This window comes from Streptococcus oralis (assembly GCF_023611505.1).
GTDB lineage: Bacteria > Bacillota > Bacilli > Lactobacillales > Streptococcaceae > Streptococcus > Streptococcus oralis_CT.
Map to the genome: position 1 here is coordinate 1,832,237 of NZ_CP097843.1, position 16,035 is coordinate 1,848,271.

A 16,035-nucleotide genomic window follows, 5' to 3' on the forward strand; every position below is an offset into this window, starting at 1 on the left:
CTCAAAAGAGTGCTTTTATCGTATTCCTTAATTTGAACGTTTCTTTAAGAAAAAACTAATGACGATAGCCAATAATCCAAAACCTGCAGATGTTAGTAATATACTTTCTTTAAGACCAGTATTTGGAAGTGTTTTGAGTTTCCCATCTTTGTCAGTAACCGAGATAGTCTTATCTTCATTAACCGTTCCTCCAATTACCTCAGGCGCTACTACAGAGCCATCTGAGAGGACAACGTTTCCGTTCTGAGTGCTTACAATTGAAGCTCCTGTTTCTGTCTGTACTGGTGAACTAGGAGACACTTCTTGAACAACTTGACCTGTTACTTGCGACGTTGTTCCTACCTGAGAAGCACCTGCTTCTACAGCTGTTTGAGCAGATACACCAGGATTGTTTGTTGGCACTTTAACATCAGGAATTAAGGTAGTTGTTCCCCCATCAATAGTTGAAACACTAACCTTATTATCTGACGTAGCATTGTCTTTTTTGTTCTTATCTTCAGAAGTCGGTGTAGTTGCTGTAGTTGTAGTTGCTGAAGAGCTGCTACTTGATGAAGCTGCTGAGCTTGAACCAGTTGCTACAGTTGTTCCAGGATCAGTTGGAGCTACAACAGAAGGTTGTTCTGAAGGTGAAGTTGGTACAGAAGGTACAGTTGTATCACTTGATGGAGCTGTTGTAGTTCCAGTATTTGGTGATACAGCAGGAACAGTTGTATCACTTGATGGAATTGTTGTAGTTCCAGTGTTTGGCGCTACAGCAGGAACAGTTGTATCACTTGATGGAATTGTTGTAGTTCCAGCGTTTGGCGCTACAACAGGAACAGTTGTAGCATTTGATGAAGCTGTTGTAGTTCCAGTATTTGGTGATACAGCAGTAATAGCAGTTTCATTTTGTGAAGCGTTTGTATCTGCATAAACCATTTGAGCGCTCGCTGAAGCAAGTACGACAATAGATGATAGTGTGATGATTTTAGCCCATTTTTTCATGTTTTCTTCCTCTTTAATATTTATTTTAATGTTTATTTTAATATTTGTTTTAATATTTATTTTAATGTTTGTTATTCTGCAAAACCTGTAATGATAGGTTTACCTACGATTACATAACCATACATTGATTTTTCCTCTTCACGTACAGGAAGAGTCATTCTAATCGTTTTAATATTATTCGAGTCTTCTGTTGTAGTGATTACAAATGTAACTTGAATAATATCTTGTGATTCGGTTAGTGATTCGTAAATTGTTGATTGTGCTTGAACTCCTTTTTTGAGTTCAAGACCTTCAGTTTTCATTTCACTGCTTAAAAAATCTACAATATTTTCGCTTTTTCCAGTATAGAAATTTGCGATAAAAAATCTACCAAAAACTTCAATTTTCCCTTGTTTCTCTTCAAGTTGTATCCGATTTTCAAGATCATTAATTTTCTTAGATTGAACTTGAACAAGAGATAGTGAAACAATAGATGCTATTGTAATTAAACAGATAACTATTGTAAGAACAAGCGAACCAAACCTTAATTTTCTAGTTTTTACTGGCTTATCTGAGACTGATTTATTAATCAATTTCTCTGTCTCTTTTTTTTCTTCAACCAGGTTATTTTGAGATTGTTCTACGCTCTTAAGAGATTCTAACTTTTTATCTTTTTTAACAGAGGTACGCTTTTCTTTTTTCTGCTTATTTGATTTTAAAAATCCAAATGATTTTTTTTCTCTTTTAAAACCAAACCCTGAGAGCGCTTCTTCCACAATTGATTCAAGAGGGAGAGATAAAGATAGGCTGTCTAAAATGATCCCCTCTTCTCCCAATTGGTCTATTTGAATAGTTATAGTTTCTCCTCTATCTTCTGCCCAAACCGACCTATCATTAATAAGAGATAGTAATTCATCCCTATTTTGACAGGTTTCTTGCTGATTTGTTTGTAGATTAATAATTCTGAACATGACCCTCACCGACCTCTTCAGAAGAATTTACCTGGTTAGAATTATTAAATGCAAAATTTTCAAATTCATCAAAAGACTTACCTGACTCAGCCATTAACGCAATGATATATTCTGCTTGAAGTGCATTAATTTTCGCTTCATACTCTTTTTCCTTTTGATTCAAGGCTCTTTTCTGTTCTTGAATTTTTTCTAACTCAGCATTAAATTTTTCAAGTTTGCCCTTCAATGATTGTGTTTGTGTCTTTTTTGGTGCCATATTTTTCTCCTTTAATTTGAATTTGAGGTGCTAGGTGTTGTCGTTGGTTTTGTTGATGAATCTGTTGTAGAACCTTCAGATGGTTTTGTACTATCCAAAATTCCATAGTCGCCTGTTTGATCTGTTAAAATAATGGATTCCATCTTATTTACTTTCATTTTGCCATTTTCATTAGTATAACTTATTCTCAGCGTCTTTTTGTTCAAAACATTTTTTTGAGCAGTGTTATAGTTTTTCTTTTCATCTAGTAAAGTATTTACATAATTTACTTGCGCTATAACTTGTAATTTGTCTTGATTGATATAAATTTCTGCTGATTTAAACTGAAAATCTACAACAAATCCTTTATATGTTTGGCTCACAGGTTCTTCTTCTTTAGCTATTGTTTGTTTATATAGACCATCAGTCATATATTCTTTATAGCGATTCCTATTCTCTCCAAGATCTTTTTTGGTATAATAGTTCACTAAAAATTCTTTTACCTCTTCCTGATTAAGCCCCTCCTTTGTTGTTGTCTGTTTACTTTCAGCAATTTCCTTTTTTTGATTGTGATCTGCTACTGTTTGTCCTATACCTACTCCAATAAATCCGGCAAGGATAATCAATAGTATATAACCAATAAATTTTATTACTTTTAATTTAGATGAATCTATCATAATTCTCCATTCTTTCTTCTATTTTGGCGGAATTGCAAATGAAAGGTAACTTTGATTTGTCCAAAGAGTCCAATGTATTCTATTTTGAACTCCTTGAATGTTACATTCAGAAACAAGGAAACTACCATCTTCATTTACATGTTCAACATAAGATACATGCCCATTCTCTTCTGGAGTATTCCAAAAACCTCCTTGAATTGACATAACCGCTCCTGCTACAGGAGTTGAACTATATTTCCATCCTCTAGCAGTCAATCCTCTAACCCAGTTCTGTCCATCTCCTAACCAATTATAATGAGGAGCTCCTGCTTCTACTAACCGATTATACACGTACCAGGTGCATTGACCAATAGGGTAAGTATTACCATCAAGACTAGCTGATACAGTCGCTGATGAAGGATAGCTAGATATTTTAGATGAATACTCTGAAGGAAAACCCCATGAACTTTCTAAAACGGAACTTCCTCCTCTAGTGTGACCTCTAGGATTTTTGAGATACGATAAAACTTGTTGAGCATTATGTTGCCGTTCTTTTACTTTATCTCCTTCGTTTCCTTCCCAATATACAAGAAATCTGTTAGTTAAATAATCTACATCTTCGCTTGAATGAAGGATATTCTTTAAATGTTCAATGTAGTAAGGAGAATCACCATTTAGCATGAAGTCAAGTTGAAGTTCAAGATCATACCAATTTTTCCCTTTATCCTTTGCGTAGTTCAATAACATTGTATGTCTGATCGAACCATCACGGGTATCAGTCCATTGTCCAAGTCCAATACCTCTATGGACAATATTTGGATATTTCCCTTGATATACTTCAGCATTACCCATGTTTAACCAGTTAGGATCATCCCATGAGTTAGCTGATGCGCCCACAGGAGGGCTTAAATAGTCTCCTTCGGCCCTTTTTGCTGTTATTGATGATTCTGTCCAGAAGTTTCCTAAAATTGCTGAGACACCGTTTAAAGTTACGCTGCTATCTTGTTTTTTGAAGTAGTTATATATCTCATTTATTTTTTTTCCAATATCACCATCTAGGTTCATATCTGAAATTACTGAAGTAGTCTGATTGTATTCAACTTTTGGAAGATAGAAACCAACATTTACCCAAACCCATTCTTTCTTTTTCTTGTTTTTGAGTTTTCTATAGTAAACTTCTTGCCCTCCTACATCACTTACCTCACCGATTTCATTCCCAACTTTAATCTTATCACCATCATTAACACGAACACGAGTCACATTCTTATAAGTAAACTCTGCCGTTTCTGATGATATAATCACATCTTGCTCTTTTATAGAAATTGTACCATCCATTACAGCATAAAGTTTTGACCCTTGATTCGCTTGCAAAACAGAACCATTATATATCTCTGTTTTTGAAACATAGCCAAACCTTTTATCAATCCGTATTGGATCTAATTTTTCATCATTTGCTTCAGCATTAAAGGGGTTCGATAAATCGTTGTAGGTTACATAATAACCAACTTGTTTAGCTTGCTCTAAAACTTCATTATACTCTTTCAACTCAGATTCGCTTAATTTAAGATATTTATTATCTGAAGAAGTATAAATATCAGCCATTGTTTTAAGGTTGTCTTTATCCTTGTTTAAATCATCCCAAATTGTTGATAAAAGATCTTTATAAGGTTTATTTAATTCCCACCACTTCTTATCAGTATTATAGGGTGAATCTAGCTTGTAATCTTCATATTTGTAACCCATGAACATCATTATTTCATCAATATTTGTCCAATAATCAACCTTATCTGTTGATTTTTCTCTATCAATTTTTGAAATATGAGTCCAAGCTTCTGTAAGATCAAACTCGTTTTGTGCTACAGTTGAAGTTCCTCCACCTGTCACGACTCCTAACAAGGCAATAATCAGAACTCCTAAAAACATAATCAAGTAGGCTTTAGCTGATAAGGGATTTTTAAGAACTGCCAAGATAGGCTTCCCAACTTTTACGGCTACTTTTTTAGTAGCACTAGTGGTCTTACCTGCCTTTGAAGTTCTTAATCTCGCCCGTAAACGTTCGTATTTATTAGTAACTTTCGTTTCCCATCGATTGGCAACAGGAGTCCTGGTAAAACTACGACCACGGACAAGGTTATAGGTGCGATTTCCTGCACCATATACGACCCTAGTTGCCCCTTTACCAATCTTGACGGTATAATTGCCTAGCTTCTTAGCTTGTCTTACTTCAGCGTGTGTTCTACGGATAGTCTGACGTGCTGAAGCAATATCTTCAAGCACATCATTATCCTGAAAAGCCGAATCCACAAAATGAGAAGCCTGGTGATGAGTAACTCGCCCCAGCTTTTGAACCTTTGTTCCACCGTTACGCTGAATGGCTTGGCGTTTCTTTACTTTAGCGGTCTTCTTACGCTCTTTGAGCGTTTCAATCTCTTTACTAGCGACCGTCCGTCTTGCCTTTTGTTTCTGCCCCAGGTAACGCTTTTCGGCATCTGTCTTGGGGTTTAAGAGCCGAGCTTCTCTCTTTTCAGCTTGTTTATAGCTGTTTTTCGTTGTCTTGAGGTCAGACTTGGCTTCCTTGTACTCACGTTTGGCATCACGGAGATCACGTCTTGTTTTTCTCGACAACGTTACACCTCCTAAGCATCTGTAGTGACAAGCTCATAGAGTCTTGTGTGTCTTGGGATAGGATTTTCAAAAGGTACAACCACTTGACCTGCGACAATCAAGCCCGTTCCTTTTGCTTTTGGTTTTTCAATGTATCTTACTAAAGTTGGAGTTAAAGAAATGGCTTTAGAAAGAGCCAATAAGTCTGATTTCTTGTGTTTCAAGAGAATCATGAACTCACTATTAGATACCAACTTGCGCCCTTCTTCTTTGTTCATCAGGGTTTCAATATTTTGTGTGATGGCTGTGGCAATCGCCCCATATTTACGAACCCGTGAATACAACTCTGTAAAGAAGGTAGCCTGGGCTTCTTCTTTGAAGAAGAGCTGTACCTCGTCAAAATAAATGCGAGTAGTGAGTTTCCCTTGGGAAGCGACAACTTGATTCCAAATATAGTCCTGAATAACCATCATCGCAAAAGGCTTGAGTTTTCCTGACAAGCGTTTCAAGTTGAAGACCACAAAGCGGTTTGTAATATCAACGTTGGTCTCGTGTGCAAAGATACTTTGTGACCCTTTGGCATAGATTTCAGACTTGAGCGCCAATTCCTGGGCTTCAGGTTCTTCTTGTTCAAGCAAAACATCGTGCCAATCTGCAAGCGTTGGCGTTCTATCTTCATCCGCAAACCGTTTATAAGTTTCACGGGTGACACGGTCAATAATGGTATATTGCACGTCACCGACTTCATCAAGAATAGACTCAAAGAGCCCCATGAGAAGGTTTGACTTATCCCCGATAGGGTCATCATCTTCATCCTTCAGTTGACTCGAATCAGGCAAGTCCATCAAGTTTAGGTGTGACTTAGAACCGATATAAATATCAACCAACTGCGCCCCAAACTCACGTCCAATATCGGAATATTCATCTTCAGGATCAACAATGATGATACGGTCTTCAGGGTTCTTCAGATAGGTTGGTATGATTTCCATGGTTTTTACAGTAACAGACTTTCCTGAACCTGAAGAGCCAAGAACTACGCCCGAACCAGTGTTCAGGTCTGCTTTACGGTCAACCGTAATCACATTGTTAGATAGTTGATTTTGACCGTAATAGAGCGCCCTCTCACTATCTGACTTTAGGTCAACGTTCATAAAAGGAACTTGTGTAGCCAAGTTAGCTGTGGTCATATCACGGATAAAGCGACGTTTCACATTTAAGAAGGTGTGACCAATAGGAAGGATGGTATTAAGTCCTTCTTCCTGGTAATAGTAACACTCTTGAAAATCAACGCCAACCTTACGTGAAGCGGTCAAGACTTTATCTGTGATACTTGCCAGCTCCTCCTCATCCTCAGCCTTGAAATAAAGAGCGATCAAACCTGAAAAGGCTTTTTGGTCATTGTCGTCAATCTCTTCTTTCCATCGTCTCGTTGACTCAGAAATTTCACGTGCTCGACCTGAGACAGCCAGATCCTGGTCAACCCCTTCTTGAGCACCTGACCGTTGAGCCTTGACCATTTCAGCTTTGATAGTTGTATCCGCATTGTTAATCTTACGCATAAAGCTAGATGGCTCATAAGGCTCAGCATGAATCGTGATAGCCAACTCAACGCCTATATCCGTTAAACTCTTAATCAGTCGATCTGTTAAGAAAGTTGGGAAGTTTCTAGCATACATGACCTTTGCGACCCCTTCATTGATACGGAAACGATTTTCCAAGAAATGAAGCCTGTTAGGGGCGATAAAATCTTTTGTATGTAATTCTGAAAGGGCAATATCCCTGAAGTTATAAGGGAGTTTGTGTTTGCCCAGGAGCAACTCCGCAAACACGTCAAGACGTTCTTTCCCATCCATTTCTTCAAAGGTAATATCCATTTGAGAGTATTGATTTTCAAGTGAGTTGCCTAGCTCGCTTAAGTTGGCATCCGCTTGCCCTCGATTATAGGCTTCTGTCTTCAAGGTCACATATTTTTCAACCTTAAAATTCTTTGAGTCACTTGAAAAACGACTTTCAATCATTTCATTGTATTCCTTACGGAAATTATCAAAGCCGTCACCAACCTCATCATACTTAATTTGCTCAACAGCGTTGTCTTCGACTCTCCGATTGATAACCAGGAGCTGATAAGTAGAGCCTGCATCAAGTGAATTGAGCGCTTCAGCGTGTGTATCAATCACGTCAATCTTTTCTTCCTGATTAGCGGATAGATAGGCGACATCACCCAAGCGATAGGTTCTTGACCATTCGTTTTTGGCAATGTGCATCAGCCCATTTTCAAATAGGCTATTGTATTTAATGGTATTTTGTGTTGAAGCCTTCAAGGAGCGTTTTAGGCGTGCCTTACGTTCCTTTTCAGCCTTCGTCAACTTCTTTGACTTTCTTCCAAGATTTAAAATCATCTTTTGTGAACTCCTCTCCTTCCTCAAATTCTGTAATAAAAGCTCGCTTCTGAACTTTTAGATTAAACATGACCTTGTCTTTGACTGTTTCATCAAAGCCTAGCCCGTAAATGATAAAGGGAGGGGCAATGAGGAGCGCCACAAGGTACATAAAAATATCTGATAGTCCCATTATGGAAATGGTGATAGTGAGTGACACCACTATCCCAATCCCAAGCATCATGACTAAAAGACGTTTGGTCATCCCAAAGGCGACGGGTCTTTCATAGTTGTCAAACTGCTTGAGGAACTCACTTCCTAATTTGTTCATACAACCTCTTTCTAGCTACAATAAAAACACCTTGCTCTGGCAAAGTGTTTGTTCAACAGTTTCAATTTTGTTAGTCTCTCATGCGTCCAATCGTTGACATGATAGCACCAATTAAAGCCACAATCAAAAGAATTGGTATCGAAGTATTATTAAATATAAGGTTGGTATTAACTTCGTAATCTAAAATCGTCCCATAGTAAATAACTCCTGCAATACTCCAAAAAATAGATAGACCAATAAACATGATTATCCAATTCCAAAGGACACTTAAAAGGAAAAATGGAGTTGCAATCAGAAATCCAATAATCATAATCAGACCTGATAAAATCAGACTAAAGAAGTTGCCAATCATTGACCAAATGGAGCGTTTCACTCGTTTAGGGGCGTTTGATTGAACTGGTGTAGGGGTTTCTACTGGTTCTTCTTGCGATTGAGGAGACAATTTGAAATGGTTTCCTTCTCGCTTGATATAGTATCGTTTTTCTGACATGAACTCACCTCCTTATAGAACTATTTTACCAAATTTATTGCTTTTTTACATGGCATTTAAAAGTGTTTTTGCCAAGCGCTGACTACCGAACAAGGCGACAATATAGACAATACTTTTTGCGATAGATGCAAAAGCAGTCGCCCAATCTCCTGATGATGCTTTAAATAAGTCATCCGTTACCAAAGCTGGGTAAAGTCTGACAATAATGACAAGCAATAACCCTTGTAAGGCGTAAGCTGAAAAGTGTTTTAAGAAGTTGATGGCTACTGGCTTTGTCTGTTCAGACATGAAGAAAGCCACAATTAGCGGAGCGACTGCCTTCAAGAGATACATTTGGAAAAATCTCATAAAGACAAGTAATTTCGCACATACATCAGCTATTAGCTCAGTAAAGTTGCCTACGATATTGACAATCTGTTTGGCTATCCATCCACTTATACCTGAAGTATCCATATCAGACTTAAATGTTTTATTCGGTAACACGCCATCGACAAGAGCAATCCCCCTGTTAAAGACAAATACGATAAAATCAAAGATTTCTGAAATGTTATAAACCAATAGAAATGCAATAGCATATCCAAGGGCTACTTCCATCCAAAGCTGAACCGTTAAGCCACCGCCCTCTTGTCCTAACCGTCTATTCCATGAAAAAATGTCAAATAGAAAGAAGGTTAAAATCAAGATTGAAGCGACTGGCAATAAAGCCCCGTTAATCTTATCAGCGTATTGATTGACTGTTGAACTATACTCAGCTAGAGAATTTGTGATATTATCCATTCACTCTAGCTCCTTTCAGATTTAGCTGATAGCTTGAAGCGCTGCAATAATGGCTTGGCAGACTGCCGCCCCGATAACACCGATAGCGCCACCATTTATCATGGCATTTGCCCCTTTTTCCTGGCGCATAGAGTCATTGTTGTTACGACCCCCAAAGAAGTCAATAATTCCTGCAAGAACCCATACAAGTCCTGTAATACCAACGACTGCTTGAACAATTTGAAAAACTTTAACTGCTGTATCCATAAGATTTAATCCTCTTTCTTTTTTGTAATTTGTAAATGTTTAATTGCATCTGCAAGGACGACCATTTCGTCCTCAAAAAGTGTGACACCCTTGCCAACTCGTGAATGGTCATCTTTCCATGACCGTATATCATATTTTGGCTCGGCATCATTCCATGAAATAATGTTTAGTTCCTTTTGCCACCCTCTGTCATTCTTTGATAGGACGGCAATCGTCTCAATGATTTTAAAGCGTATAGGCTCATTATTATCTTTTGTTGGTTGACGGTTGGACTGGATTTTCTTTTGTTGGTCTTCAAAACTTTCTTTCCAACCTTTGTCATTTTCCCAATCCGTCATAAATTTCCTCCTGTGCTTCGTTTTCTAGTGCGGTGATAGCCCGTCCCTGTAAGTCTAAGCACGTTGGTCATTCCAAATCGACATCTTCTCGCAACCAAAATTCCATTTCGTTCTATTGTGCGAATTGCGGAAAAAACGTCTTTGTATTCAATCTTTAGATCAACGTACATATGCTTTCCTGCAACATAGGCTTTTCTTGATACTGTGCCATACTTTGGTTTTAACTTCAGTATTTCACCACTATCAAGATAAGCAGAAGCACCACCTTCACGTCCTAATTGTTTTAAGTCTCTGATGCAAACGTCATTGTTTGCAAGGTCTTCAAATTTATTCATTCTTTCTCTCCATTTCGAATAAATTTAGGTTGATTTACACCCATGCTGTATAACTTCCTTTTGGTTATATCTGTATTTCTTGCGCACCGTTTATGGTCAAAACGACAAACCCGCGAAAATGCGAATTGTGACTGAGGCTAGAGTCTAGCTTTACACTCCGCCCCCAATTTTGTATCTCATAGTCACGCTGTATCAGGGCAGAGGGGGTATTCAGTTGTCAAAGTGCTTCAGCAGTTTATTGACTTGCTCGGGTCAAAGAAAATATTAATCAGCATAGAAGAGGCCATAGCCAGCTACTAACATACACAAGCTCATAAGTTGCTGGAAACCAGGAAAATCCGAAAGGAAAATTTTGGGCATAAAGTATGATACGCAAAAAATACAAGTAATAATCAGCAAATTTAGAGCAATTTTCTTTACTAACTTTTTCATCAGCTTACCCCTTTATTTTGTTGCTTTCTGATCCTCTGACTCCATTCAGCCATCACGCCGTTAAATACGTATTCAGCAACCATTTCAGACGAGCGGGCAAACCTCATATTCTCTAAAGCGTATTGATAGCGGTCATCAAAATGTATCATCGCATAATCTGCGGTAGCCTGTGAGAAGTTTTCTTTTAGTAACTGGTCATGAACCAAGTTCCAAATATAGTCTCGGTCGTACTTAGTCGCCTTATCAACTTTTCGGGAAAGATTGACTCTATTTTTTCCTTCAGAATTTTGAGGGGCTTTCTCTTCTTCCTCCTCTAAACTAAAATCAGTATCACTAAACTCAGGCTCACTAGAATCAGTATCATTAGGTTCTGAAATTCCGAAGTCTTGAATTCTGTTTTCCAGAGTTCCAGAATTCGGAATTTCAGAATTCTGGAAGTCGGAATTTCCGAATTCCGCTGGTATCAAGGGTTTAGCCACATTTTCAACCTTTAAAGAACCAAGATAAATCAAATTTGGTTTGTTTAAACCTTGGCGAACTTCTTCGAGTAGGTCATATTTTTTCAGCTCTTTTTTCAGCTTAATAACCTTATCTTTTCCGTAACCTAACATCTCTCCAATTTCTTCAACGGTAAAGATGAAATAGATATTTCCATCAGCATCAATCCAGTTGTTTTTTACTGATAACTCAAATCTATCCTTTAGGATGGCATAAAGCAATTTAGATTCAGCAGACATCTTTTTATAGAGTTCAGACTCAAAAAGTAACTTTGGTACACGGAAGAATCTTTCTCCGTTATTAACCTGTGCAAGTGAGATTCTTTCCATACCTAAACCTCCCTAAATCTAAGATCACCTTTTGAATTAAAAGCAATCAATCCAAAAGATTCTAGTTCTTTAATGTTGTCTATTGATTCTTGACGGGTTATCCCTGTCTGTTTCATCAAGAATGAAATAATCAATTCACGTGTTTCTTTTTCTTTTGATATCATTTGTGACCTCCTGAGATTAAATTGAGAAAAACAAAAGAGAACGCTATTCACGTTCTCTCAATGTTATTTATTCAATTCTCCCAATTTAGGACACATACGCAGCCTCTTCTGCTTCGACTTCCTCAGTCAAGTCCTTTTGTTGACGCCACATCTTGTAAAAGACTAAGGCTAAAAAGAGAACATTGATGATGATGAACAAAATATCCGTCCCTTTTGCTAATGCTCCCATTCCTAAGCCAAGGGCACTATCTTTGATTAATTGAACTGCATCTTGAATGTTCATATAGCTATAAACCAAACCAACAATAGCTAGTAAAACATAGCCAATATAAGTATAGTTTGCAAGTTGCACATTTTTACGTACGAGAAATACAAAGGCTACTACAACTAAAATTGCAGATAAAATAATCAACAACATATTAAAAATAGAGTGAGAGGATTCTGACACTTTGTAAGTATAGTTGACCGTGTCTTCTAATTGCTGGGCAGTGAGCGTCCCGCTATTCGCCAGGCTAGCACGAAGAGCATCTTTACTTGGCAATGGACTCAAGATTCCAAATAGTGACATAGATGAAATAAGGGCTGATAGGACTAGCAAGACCCAAAGATAAATAGGATTCTTTTTCATGTTTTCCTCCATAAGATATTTTGAACATTATAGCATTTTTTGTACAGGAATACAACTTTTACAAGCTGGTTTCGACTTGTTTACGATAAGCTTTTGGTGATTTTCCGCACAATTTACGGAAAACCTTGTAGAAATATCCAACATTACTGTAGCCAACTGCATAGCAAACATCTTCAATACTATCATTGGTTGAAAGCAAGAGCTGTTGTGCTGCCTTAATTCGCTGTTTATTGAGCAATTCCGCAAAGGTTGAGTTGGTTTCTCTCTTGATTAGCTGACCGAGATAGACAGGATTGATAAAGAGATCCTTACTGATATCCTTAAGTGAGAGCTCTTTCTGATAATCACGCCCAATCACCTCCAGAACGCTCACCACATTTTCATTCATGCGGTACTGGCCAAAGAACTTGGTCAAGGTTTCTTTGATATAGGCAACCAATTCTTCAAAGGAGTTAATGGCATGGATGGCTTTGACAATCTCCGTCATATCATCTGCTTTTAGATGTTCAAACAAATGAAAGACATCCATGACAAACTGAGTGAAAAGCTGCTTCGTGATGGCAACGCGCGGGGTATTCTTCAAAACAACCTTCTCTAGCAGGGTTAATTCTTCAATGATTTGATTGATATTCCCTTGGATAATCACCCGATAAATCGGCTCGTAATAAGCAAACAAACTCTCGGATTTTTCTAGATTGACTGAACCGTAGAAGAGGGCTTTTTCAGCATTGATCTTCCAATTCTCAAAGGACTGCTGGTAGGGTGCTTCAAATGGTGTCACGACGATGCCATCGAGCGGTTGATCAGAGATGAAAATCTGCCAGTCTTGCCCCAAAACATAGTAAGGAATGGTAAAAGAGCCTTGCTTTTCCTTTGAAAGTCCTATCCACCAGTTTTCTTTACCTGCTAAGAAACTGATAAAGCCTTCTTCATCTAATTCTTGACTGAGGGTCTGACTTTGCTCCACCTTTTCTTGAAGCTGTAGCGCAATCTTTTCTAGTAAATTGCCCAACTCCACCTTGTCTACTGGCTTGACCAGATAATCCACGACACTAAGGTTCATGGCTTTTTTGACATAATCAAACTCCTGATAACCAGACAGCAAGATATAATAGGTATCTGGAAGTAGCTCTTTCATTTCCCTAATCATCTCAAGTCCTGTCTTATCTGGCATGTTGACATCGGAAATGATCACATCCACTGGATTTTTCTTAACATAGTCCAAAGCATCATCTGCGTGATTAGCTGTCGCGACGACTTGCATATCCCATTTTTCAAAGGGGATTAATCGCTTGAGCCCCTCTGTCACCATGTACTCATCGTCTACTAATAAAACTTTATACATTTCTACCCTTTCTATTCATCCTGGATAGTGATATGGTAACGAACACCTTCTTGCTCAGCTGACTCTACACTGATTTGGTAGCGATCCCCAAAGTAGAGAACAAAGCGTTCGTGTACATTTACTATTCCAATTGATTGCCGCTCCCCACTATAGCTTGCCTCGTGTTCAAAACTTCGTTGAGCTAATTTTTCTTGCAAGCTAGCTAGTTTCTCAGAGGACATTCCCCGACCATTGTCTACTACTAAGATTTCAACGAATCCTTGACCCTTCAAGGCTTTGATACTGATGACATTATCTGTTCTGCGATGGTCAACACCATGGGCAAAGTAGTTTTCGACCAATGGTTGGAGCGTAAACTTGGGAATCCTCATATTTTCTAATTCGGGTGCAATCTTAAAACCATAGGCAACTGACTTTGGATAACGCACCATGCAGAGATAGCTATATTTTCGGCAGAATTCCAACTCCTGCTTCAGCGTGGTTTCCCGCTCGTCGGAGATATTGTTGCGTAACAAGCTACTAAATTCATAGATAATATCTGCCAGTTCATCCTGGCTTTCCATAACGGCATACATCCGTAAAAACTCCAGAGTATTGTACATAAAGTGAGGATTGATTTGAGCTTGTAGGGCTCGCATATTGGCATCCTTTTGACTGAGCTCTAGCTGATAGATATCGTGAATATTTTTTTCCAGGCGATCCAACATATCATTGGTTGTTTCTGCAATGAGAAGCAACTCTTGGTCTTTTTCAGAGGTATCGATTCGAAGGCCTTCTTCTCCTTGAGCAATCACCTCGATCGAATCTACTAGGTCTACGACCTGCTTTTGGTAATTTGAAAAAGTCTGTCTAAGAGTCACGTACAAAATGATGATAAAGAGAATACTTAGCCCAATAATGATAGCTGAACTCGTCAAAGTTCCAGTAAGAACAAAATTTTTAGGAACAGCAGCTCGAACCTGATAACCGTGAGAGGTGACACCTACAAACCAGTTTTCTCGCTCGGCTGATACCTTCTCCCCAATATGGAACATCTCGGTCTCAAAAGGAGAAGTTACTGTTACAGCCATCGGGATATGGCCCCTTGTATTGTCAATAGCGCCATGTAGAACATCTGGGGATAGGGATATATAGATAACTCCTAAATCCTTATCAGACACAGGATCGGAAACGGGAATGGCAAAACTGTTGGCTGTCGGCTTAAAATCCTCCGCAGGGACTTTCTCTCCGCTGCGTTTTTCTCTAGTCGAAACATACACTTCCTTATAGTCCTGAAGGACAATCGCCACTCCAGTCACAAAATCATTCCGAACATAGATATTATCAATATTTTCATACAAGGATACAGAAATATAAGGCGAAGTTTTACGCTCTAATTGCCAATAGAAATAGTCTGGGGTGCTAAGACTGAAATACTTGTAAATTCCTTCAATTCGGGCTTGATTTTCAACCAAAGACTGAGCGAGTTGAGTTGACTCTCTGTGATAATATTCCACTTCACTCACTGTCCGAGTGGTCACACGTTCTGCAACCCGTTGGGCCTCTTTCTCACGCGAGTCCCAGTCAGCATACGATAGCATAATCGCAAAACTGGCAATGACCACGATCATAACCAAACTATAAATCCGTAAAAGAGAGTGAAGCCAGAACTGCTTCATTCTATTTTGTCGCCAATTTTTCATGGATACTTTCATAAATAGGTTCCAACATATCACTGATAAAGAAATGCCACATTCCAATTCCTACAAAAAAGAGCAAGGCAGGCATATAATAACCAACTCCTACAAGGAGAGTCGTCCCGAGTAAAACCTTGGCAATCGCAGGTAAGCTCATGAAAATCCCGATAAGGGACAGTTTCAAGGTATTTCGGTAGGATAAATCAAAGTACACCTGAAGTTTCAAGGAAACAGTATAGGCTAGAAAGACAAGAGCAACTACAAGGACATTGAGAAAGGTCGCCAAGAGGTGGAAAATCGTCTGATGGGGCAATTGAACTAGAAGATACAAACCATAAACTAGAACAAGATCCACAAACACAAAACTATAGAAAGCTAGATTGCTCTTGACAAAATTGCTCTTATACAATTCCCAAGCTTCCTTCAAATGGTAGGCTCGATAGGTATAACCATGCTCCGCATACAAACTCATAAGGGTGGCACTAGCTGGTGCCAAACCAAAGACCACTCCTCCTGCCAGTGTTAATAGCCAGAAATAAGCCGTCGCAATCATTCCCAAAAAGATACGATTAAAGACGAATTCTAGAAATTTTCCCATGTTACTCTCCTTAAACTAACAATGTAACCATTATATCATAT

18 protein-coding genes are annotated in these 16,035 nt (G+C 38.5%); all 18 read right to left on the minus strand.

Annotation, left to right across the window (positions count from 1 at the left end; all coding sequences use genetic code 11):
- Positions 1 to 27: 27 nt before the first annotated feature.
- A complete protein-coding gene (locus tag M9H69_RS09250) occupies positions 28 to 984 on the minus strand; it encodes an LPXTG cell wall anchor domain-containing protein (RefSeq protein ID WP_250315261.1) in 957 nt (318 codons plus the stop codon).
- A gap of 71 nt (positions 985 to 1,055) precedes the next feature.
- Positions 1,056 to 1,934: a hypothetical protein gene (locus M9H69_RS09255; RefSeq protein ID WP_250315262.1), complete on the minus strand. Its 879-nt coding sequence runs from the start codon at positions 1,932 to 1,934 to the stop codon at positions 1,056 to 1,058.
- The gene (locus tag M9H69_RS09260) at positions 1,918 to 2,190 is read right to left on the minus strand and encodes a hypothetical protein (RefSeq protein WP_000035316.1); all 273 of its coding nucleotides are present in this window, start codon (positions 2,188 to 2,190) and stop codon (positions 1,918 to 1,920) included. Before M9H69_RS09260 ends, M9H69_RS09255 begins: the two co-directional genes overlap by 17 nt.
- Positions 2,191 to 2,201: 11 nt before the next feature.
- Entirely contained in the window at positions 2,202 to 2,846 is a 645-nt protein-coding gene (locus M9H69_RS09265; protein WP_250315263.1) for a hypothetical protein, read from the minus strand.
- Between the two features lie 18 nt (positions 2,847 to 2,864).
- Positions 2,865 to 5,450, minus strand: coding sequence for a phage tail tip lysozyme (locus tag M9H69_RS09270; RefSeq protein ID WP_250315264.1), 2,586 nt, complete (start codon positions 5,448 to 5,450; stop codon positions 2,865 to 2,867).
- Between the two features lie 11 nt (positions 5,451 to 5,461).
- Complete coding sequence (locus tag M9H69_RS09275; RefSeq protein ID WP_250315265.1) at positions 5,462 to 7,828, minus strand: VirB4-like conjugal transfer ATPase, CD1110 family; 2,367 nt, start codon at positions 7,826 to 7,828, stop codon at positions 5,462 to 5,464.
- A complete protein-coding gene (locus M9H69_RS09280) occupies positions 7,782 to 8,138 on the minus strand; it encodes a PrgI family protein (RefSeq protein WP_250315266.1) in 357 nt (118 codons plus the stop codon). Before M9H69_RS09280 ends, M9H69_RS09275 begins: the two co-directional genes overlap by 47 nt.
- A 70-nt stretch (positions 8,139 to 8,208) precedes the next feature.
- The gene (locus tag M9H69_RS09285) at positions 8,209 to 8,628 is read right to left on the minus strand and encodes a hypothetical protein (RefSeq protein ID WP_020902563.1); all 420 of its coding nucleotides are present in this window, start codon (positions 8,626 to 8,628) and stop codon (positions 8,209 to 8,211) included.
- A 45-nt stretch (positions 8,629 to 8,673) separates the two neighbouring features.
- Positions 8,674 to 9,405 carry a type IV secretion system protein gene (locus M9H69_RS09290; protein WP_250315267.1) on the minus strand — a complete coding sequence of 244 codons (732 nt, stop codon included), beginning with the start codon at positions 9,403 to 9,405 and terminating at the stop codon, positions 8,674 to 8,676.
- A gap of 21 nt (positions 9,406 to 9,426) precedes the next feature.
- A complete protein-coding gene (locus M9H69_RS09295) occupies positions 9,427 to 9,651 on the minus strand; it encodes a hypothetical protein (RefSeq protein ID WP_000379145.1) in 225 nt (74 codons plus the stop codon).
- 5 nt (positions 9,652 to 9,656) lie between these two features.
- Positions 9,657 to 9,887 carry a YdbC family protein gene (locus M9H69_RS09300; RefSeq protein ID WP_324031325.1) on the minus strand — a complete coding sequence of 77 codons (231 nt, stop codon included), beginning with the start codon at positions 9,885 to 9,887 and terminating at the stop codon, positions 9,657 to 9,659.
- 98 nt (positions 9,888 to 9,985) lie between these two features.
- Positions 9,986 to 10,324 carry a hypothetical protein gene (locus tag M9H69_RS09305; RefSeq protein ID WP_049477739.1) on the minus strand — a complete coding sequence of 113 codons (339 nt, stop codon included), beginning with the start codon at positions 10,322 to 10,324 and terminating at the stop codon, positions 9,986 to 9,988.
- Positions 10,325 to 10,755: 431 nt separating this feature from the next.
- Positions 10,756 to 11,583 (minus strand): replication initiator protein A, encoded by an 828-nt coding sequence (locus tag M9H69_RS09310; RefSeq protein WP_250315268.1) that lies wholly within the window; start codon positions 11,581 to 11,583, stop codon positions 10,756 to 10,758.
- A gap of 2 nt (positions 11,584 to 11,585) precedes the next feature.
- Positions 11,586 to 11,747, minus strand: a complete 162-nt coding sequence (locus M9H69_RS09315; RefSeq protein ID WP_000623739.1) for a hypothetical protein — start codon at positions 11,745 to 11,747, stop codon at positions 11,586 to 11,588.
- A gap of 85 nt (positions 11,748 to 11,832) precedes the next feature.
- Positions 11,833 to 12,375 (minus strand): ABC transporter permease, encoded by a 543-nt coding sequence (locus M9H69_RS09320; RefSeq protein WP_250315457.1) that lies wholly within the window; start codon positions 12,373 to 12,375, stop codon positions 11,833 to 11,835.
- A 58-nt stretch (positions 12,376 to 12,433) separates the two neighbouring features.
- On the minus strand, positions 12,434 to 13,720 hold the full coding sequence (locus tag M9H69_RS09325; protein ID WP_250315458.1) for a response regulator transcription factor: 1,287 nt from the start codon (positions 13,718 to 13,720) through the stop codon (positions 12,434 to 12,436).
- Between the two features lie 11 nt (positions 13,721 to 13,731).
- Entirely contained in the window at positions 13,732 to 15,402 is a 1,671-nt protein-coding gene (locus tag M9H69_RS09330) for a sensor histidine kinase (RefSeq protein ID WP_250315459.1), read from the minus strand.
- Positions 15,380 to 15,994: a YesL family protein gene (locus tag M9H69_RS09335; RefSeq protein ID WP_250315460.1), complete on the minus strand. Its 615-nt coding sequence runs from the start codon at positions 15,992 to 15,994 to the stop codon at positions 15,380 to 15,382. The genes M9H69_RS09330 and M9H69_RS09335 overlap by 23 nt, the downstream gene beginning before the upstream one ends.
- Positions 15,995 to 16,035 lie beyond the last annotated feature (41 nt).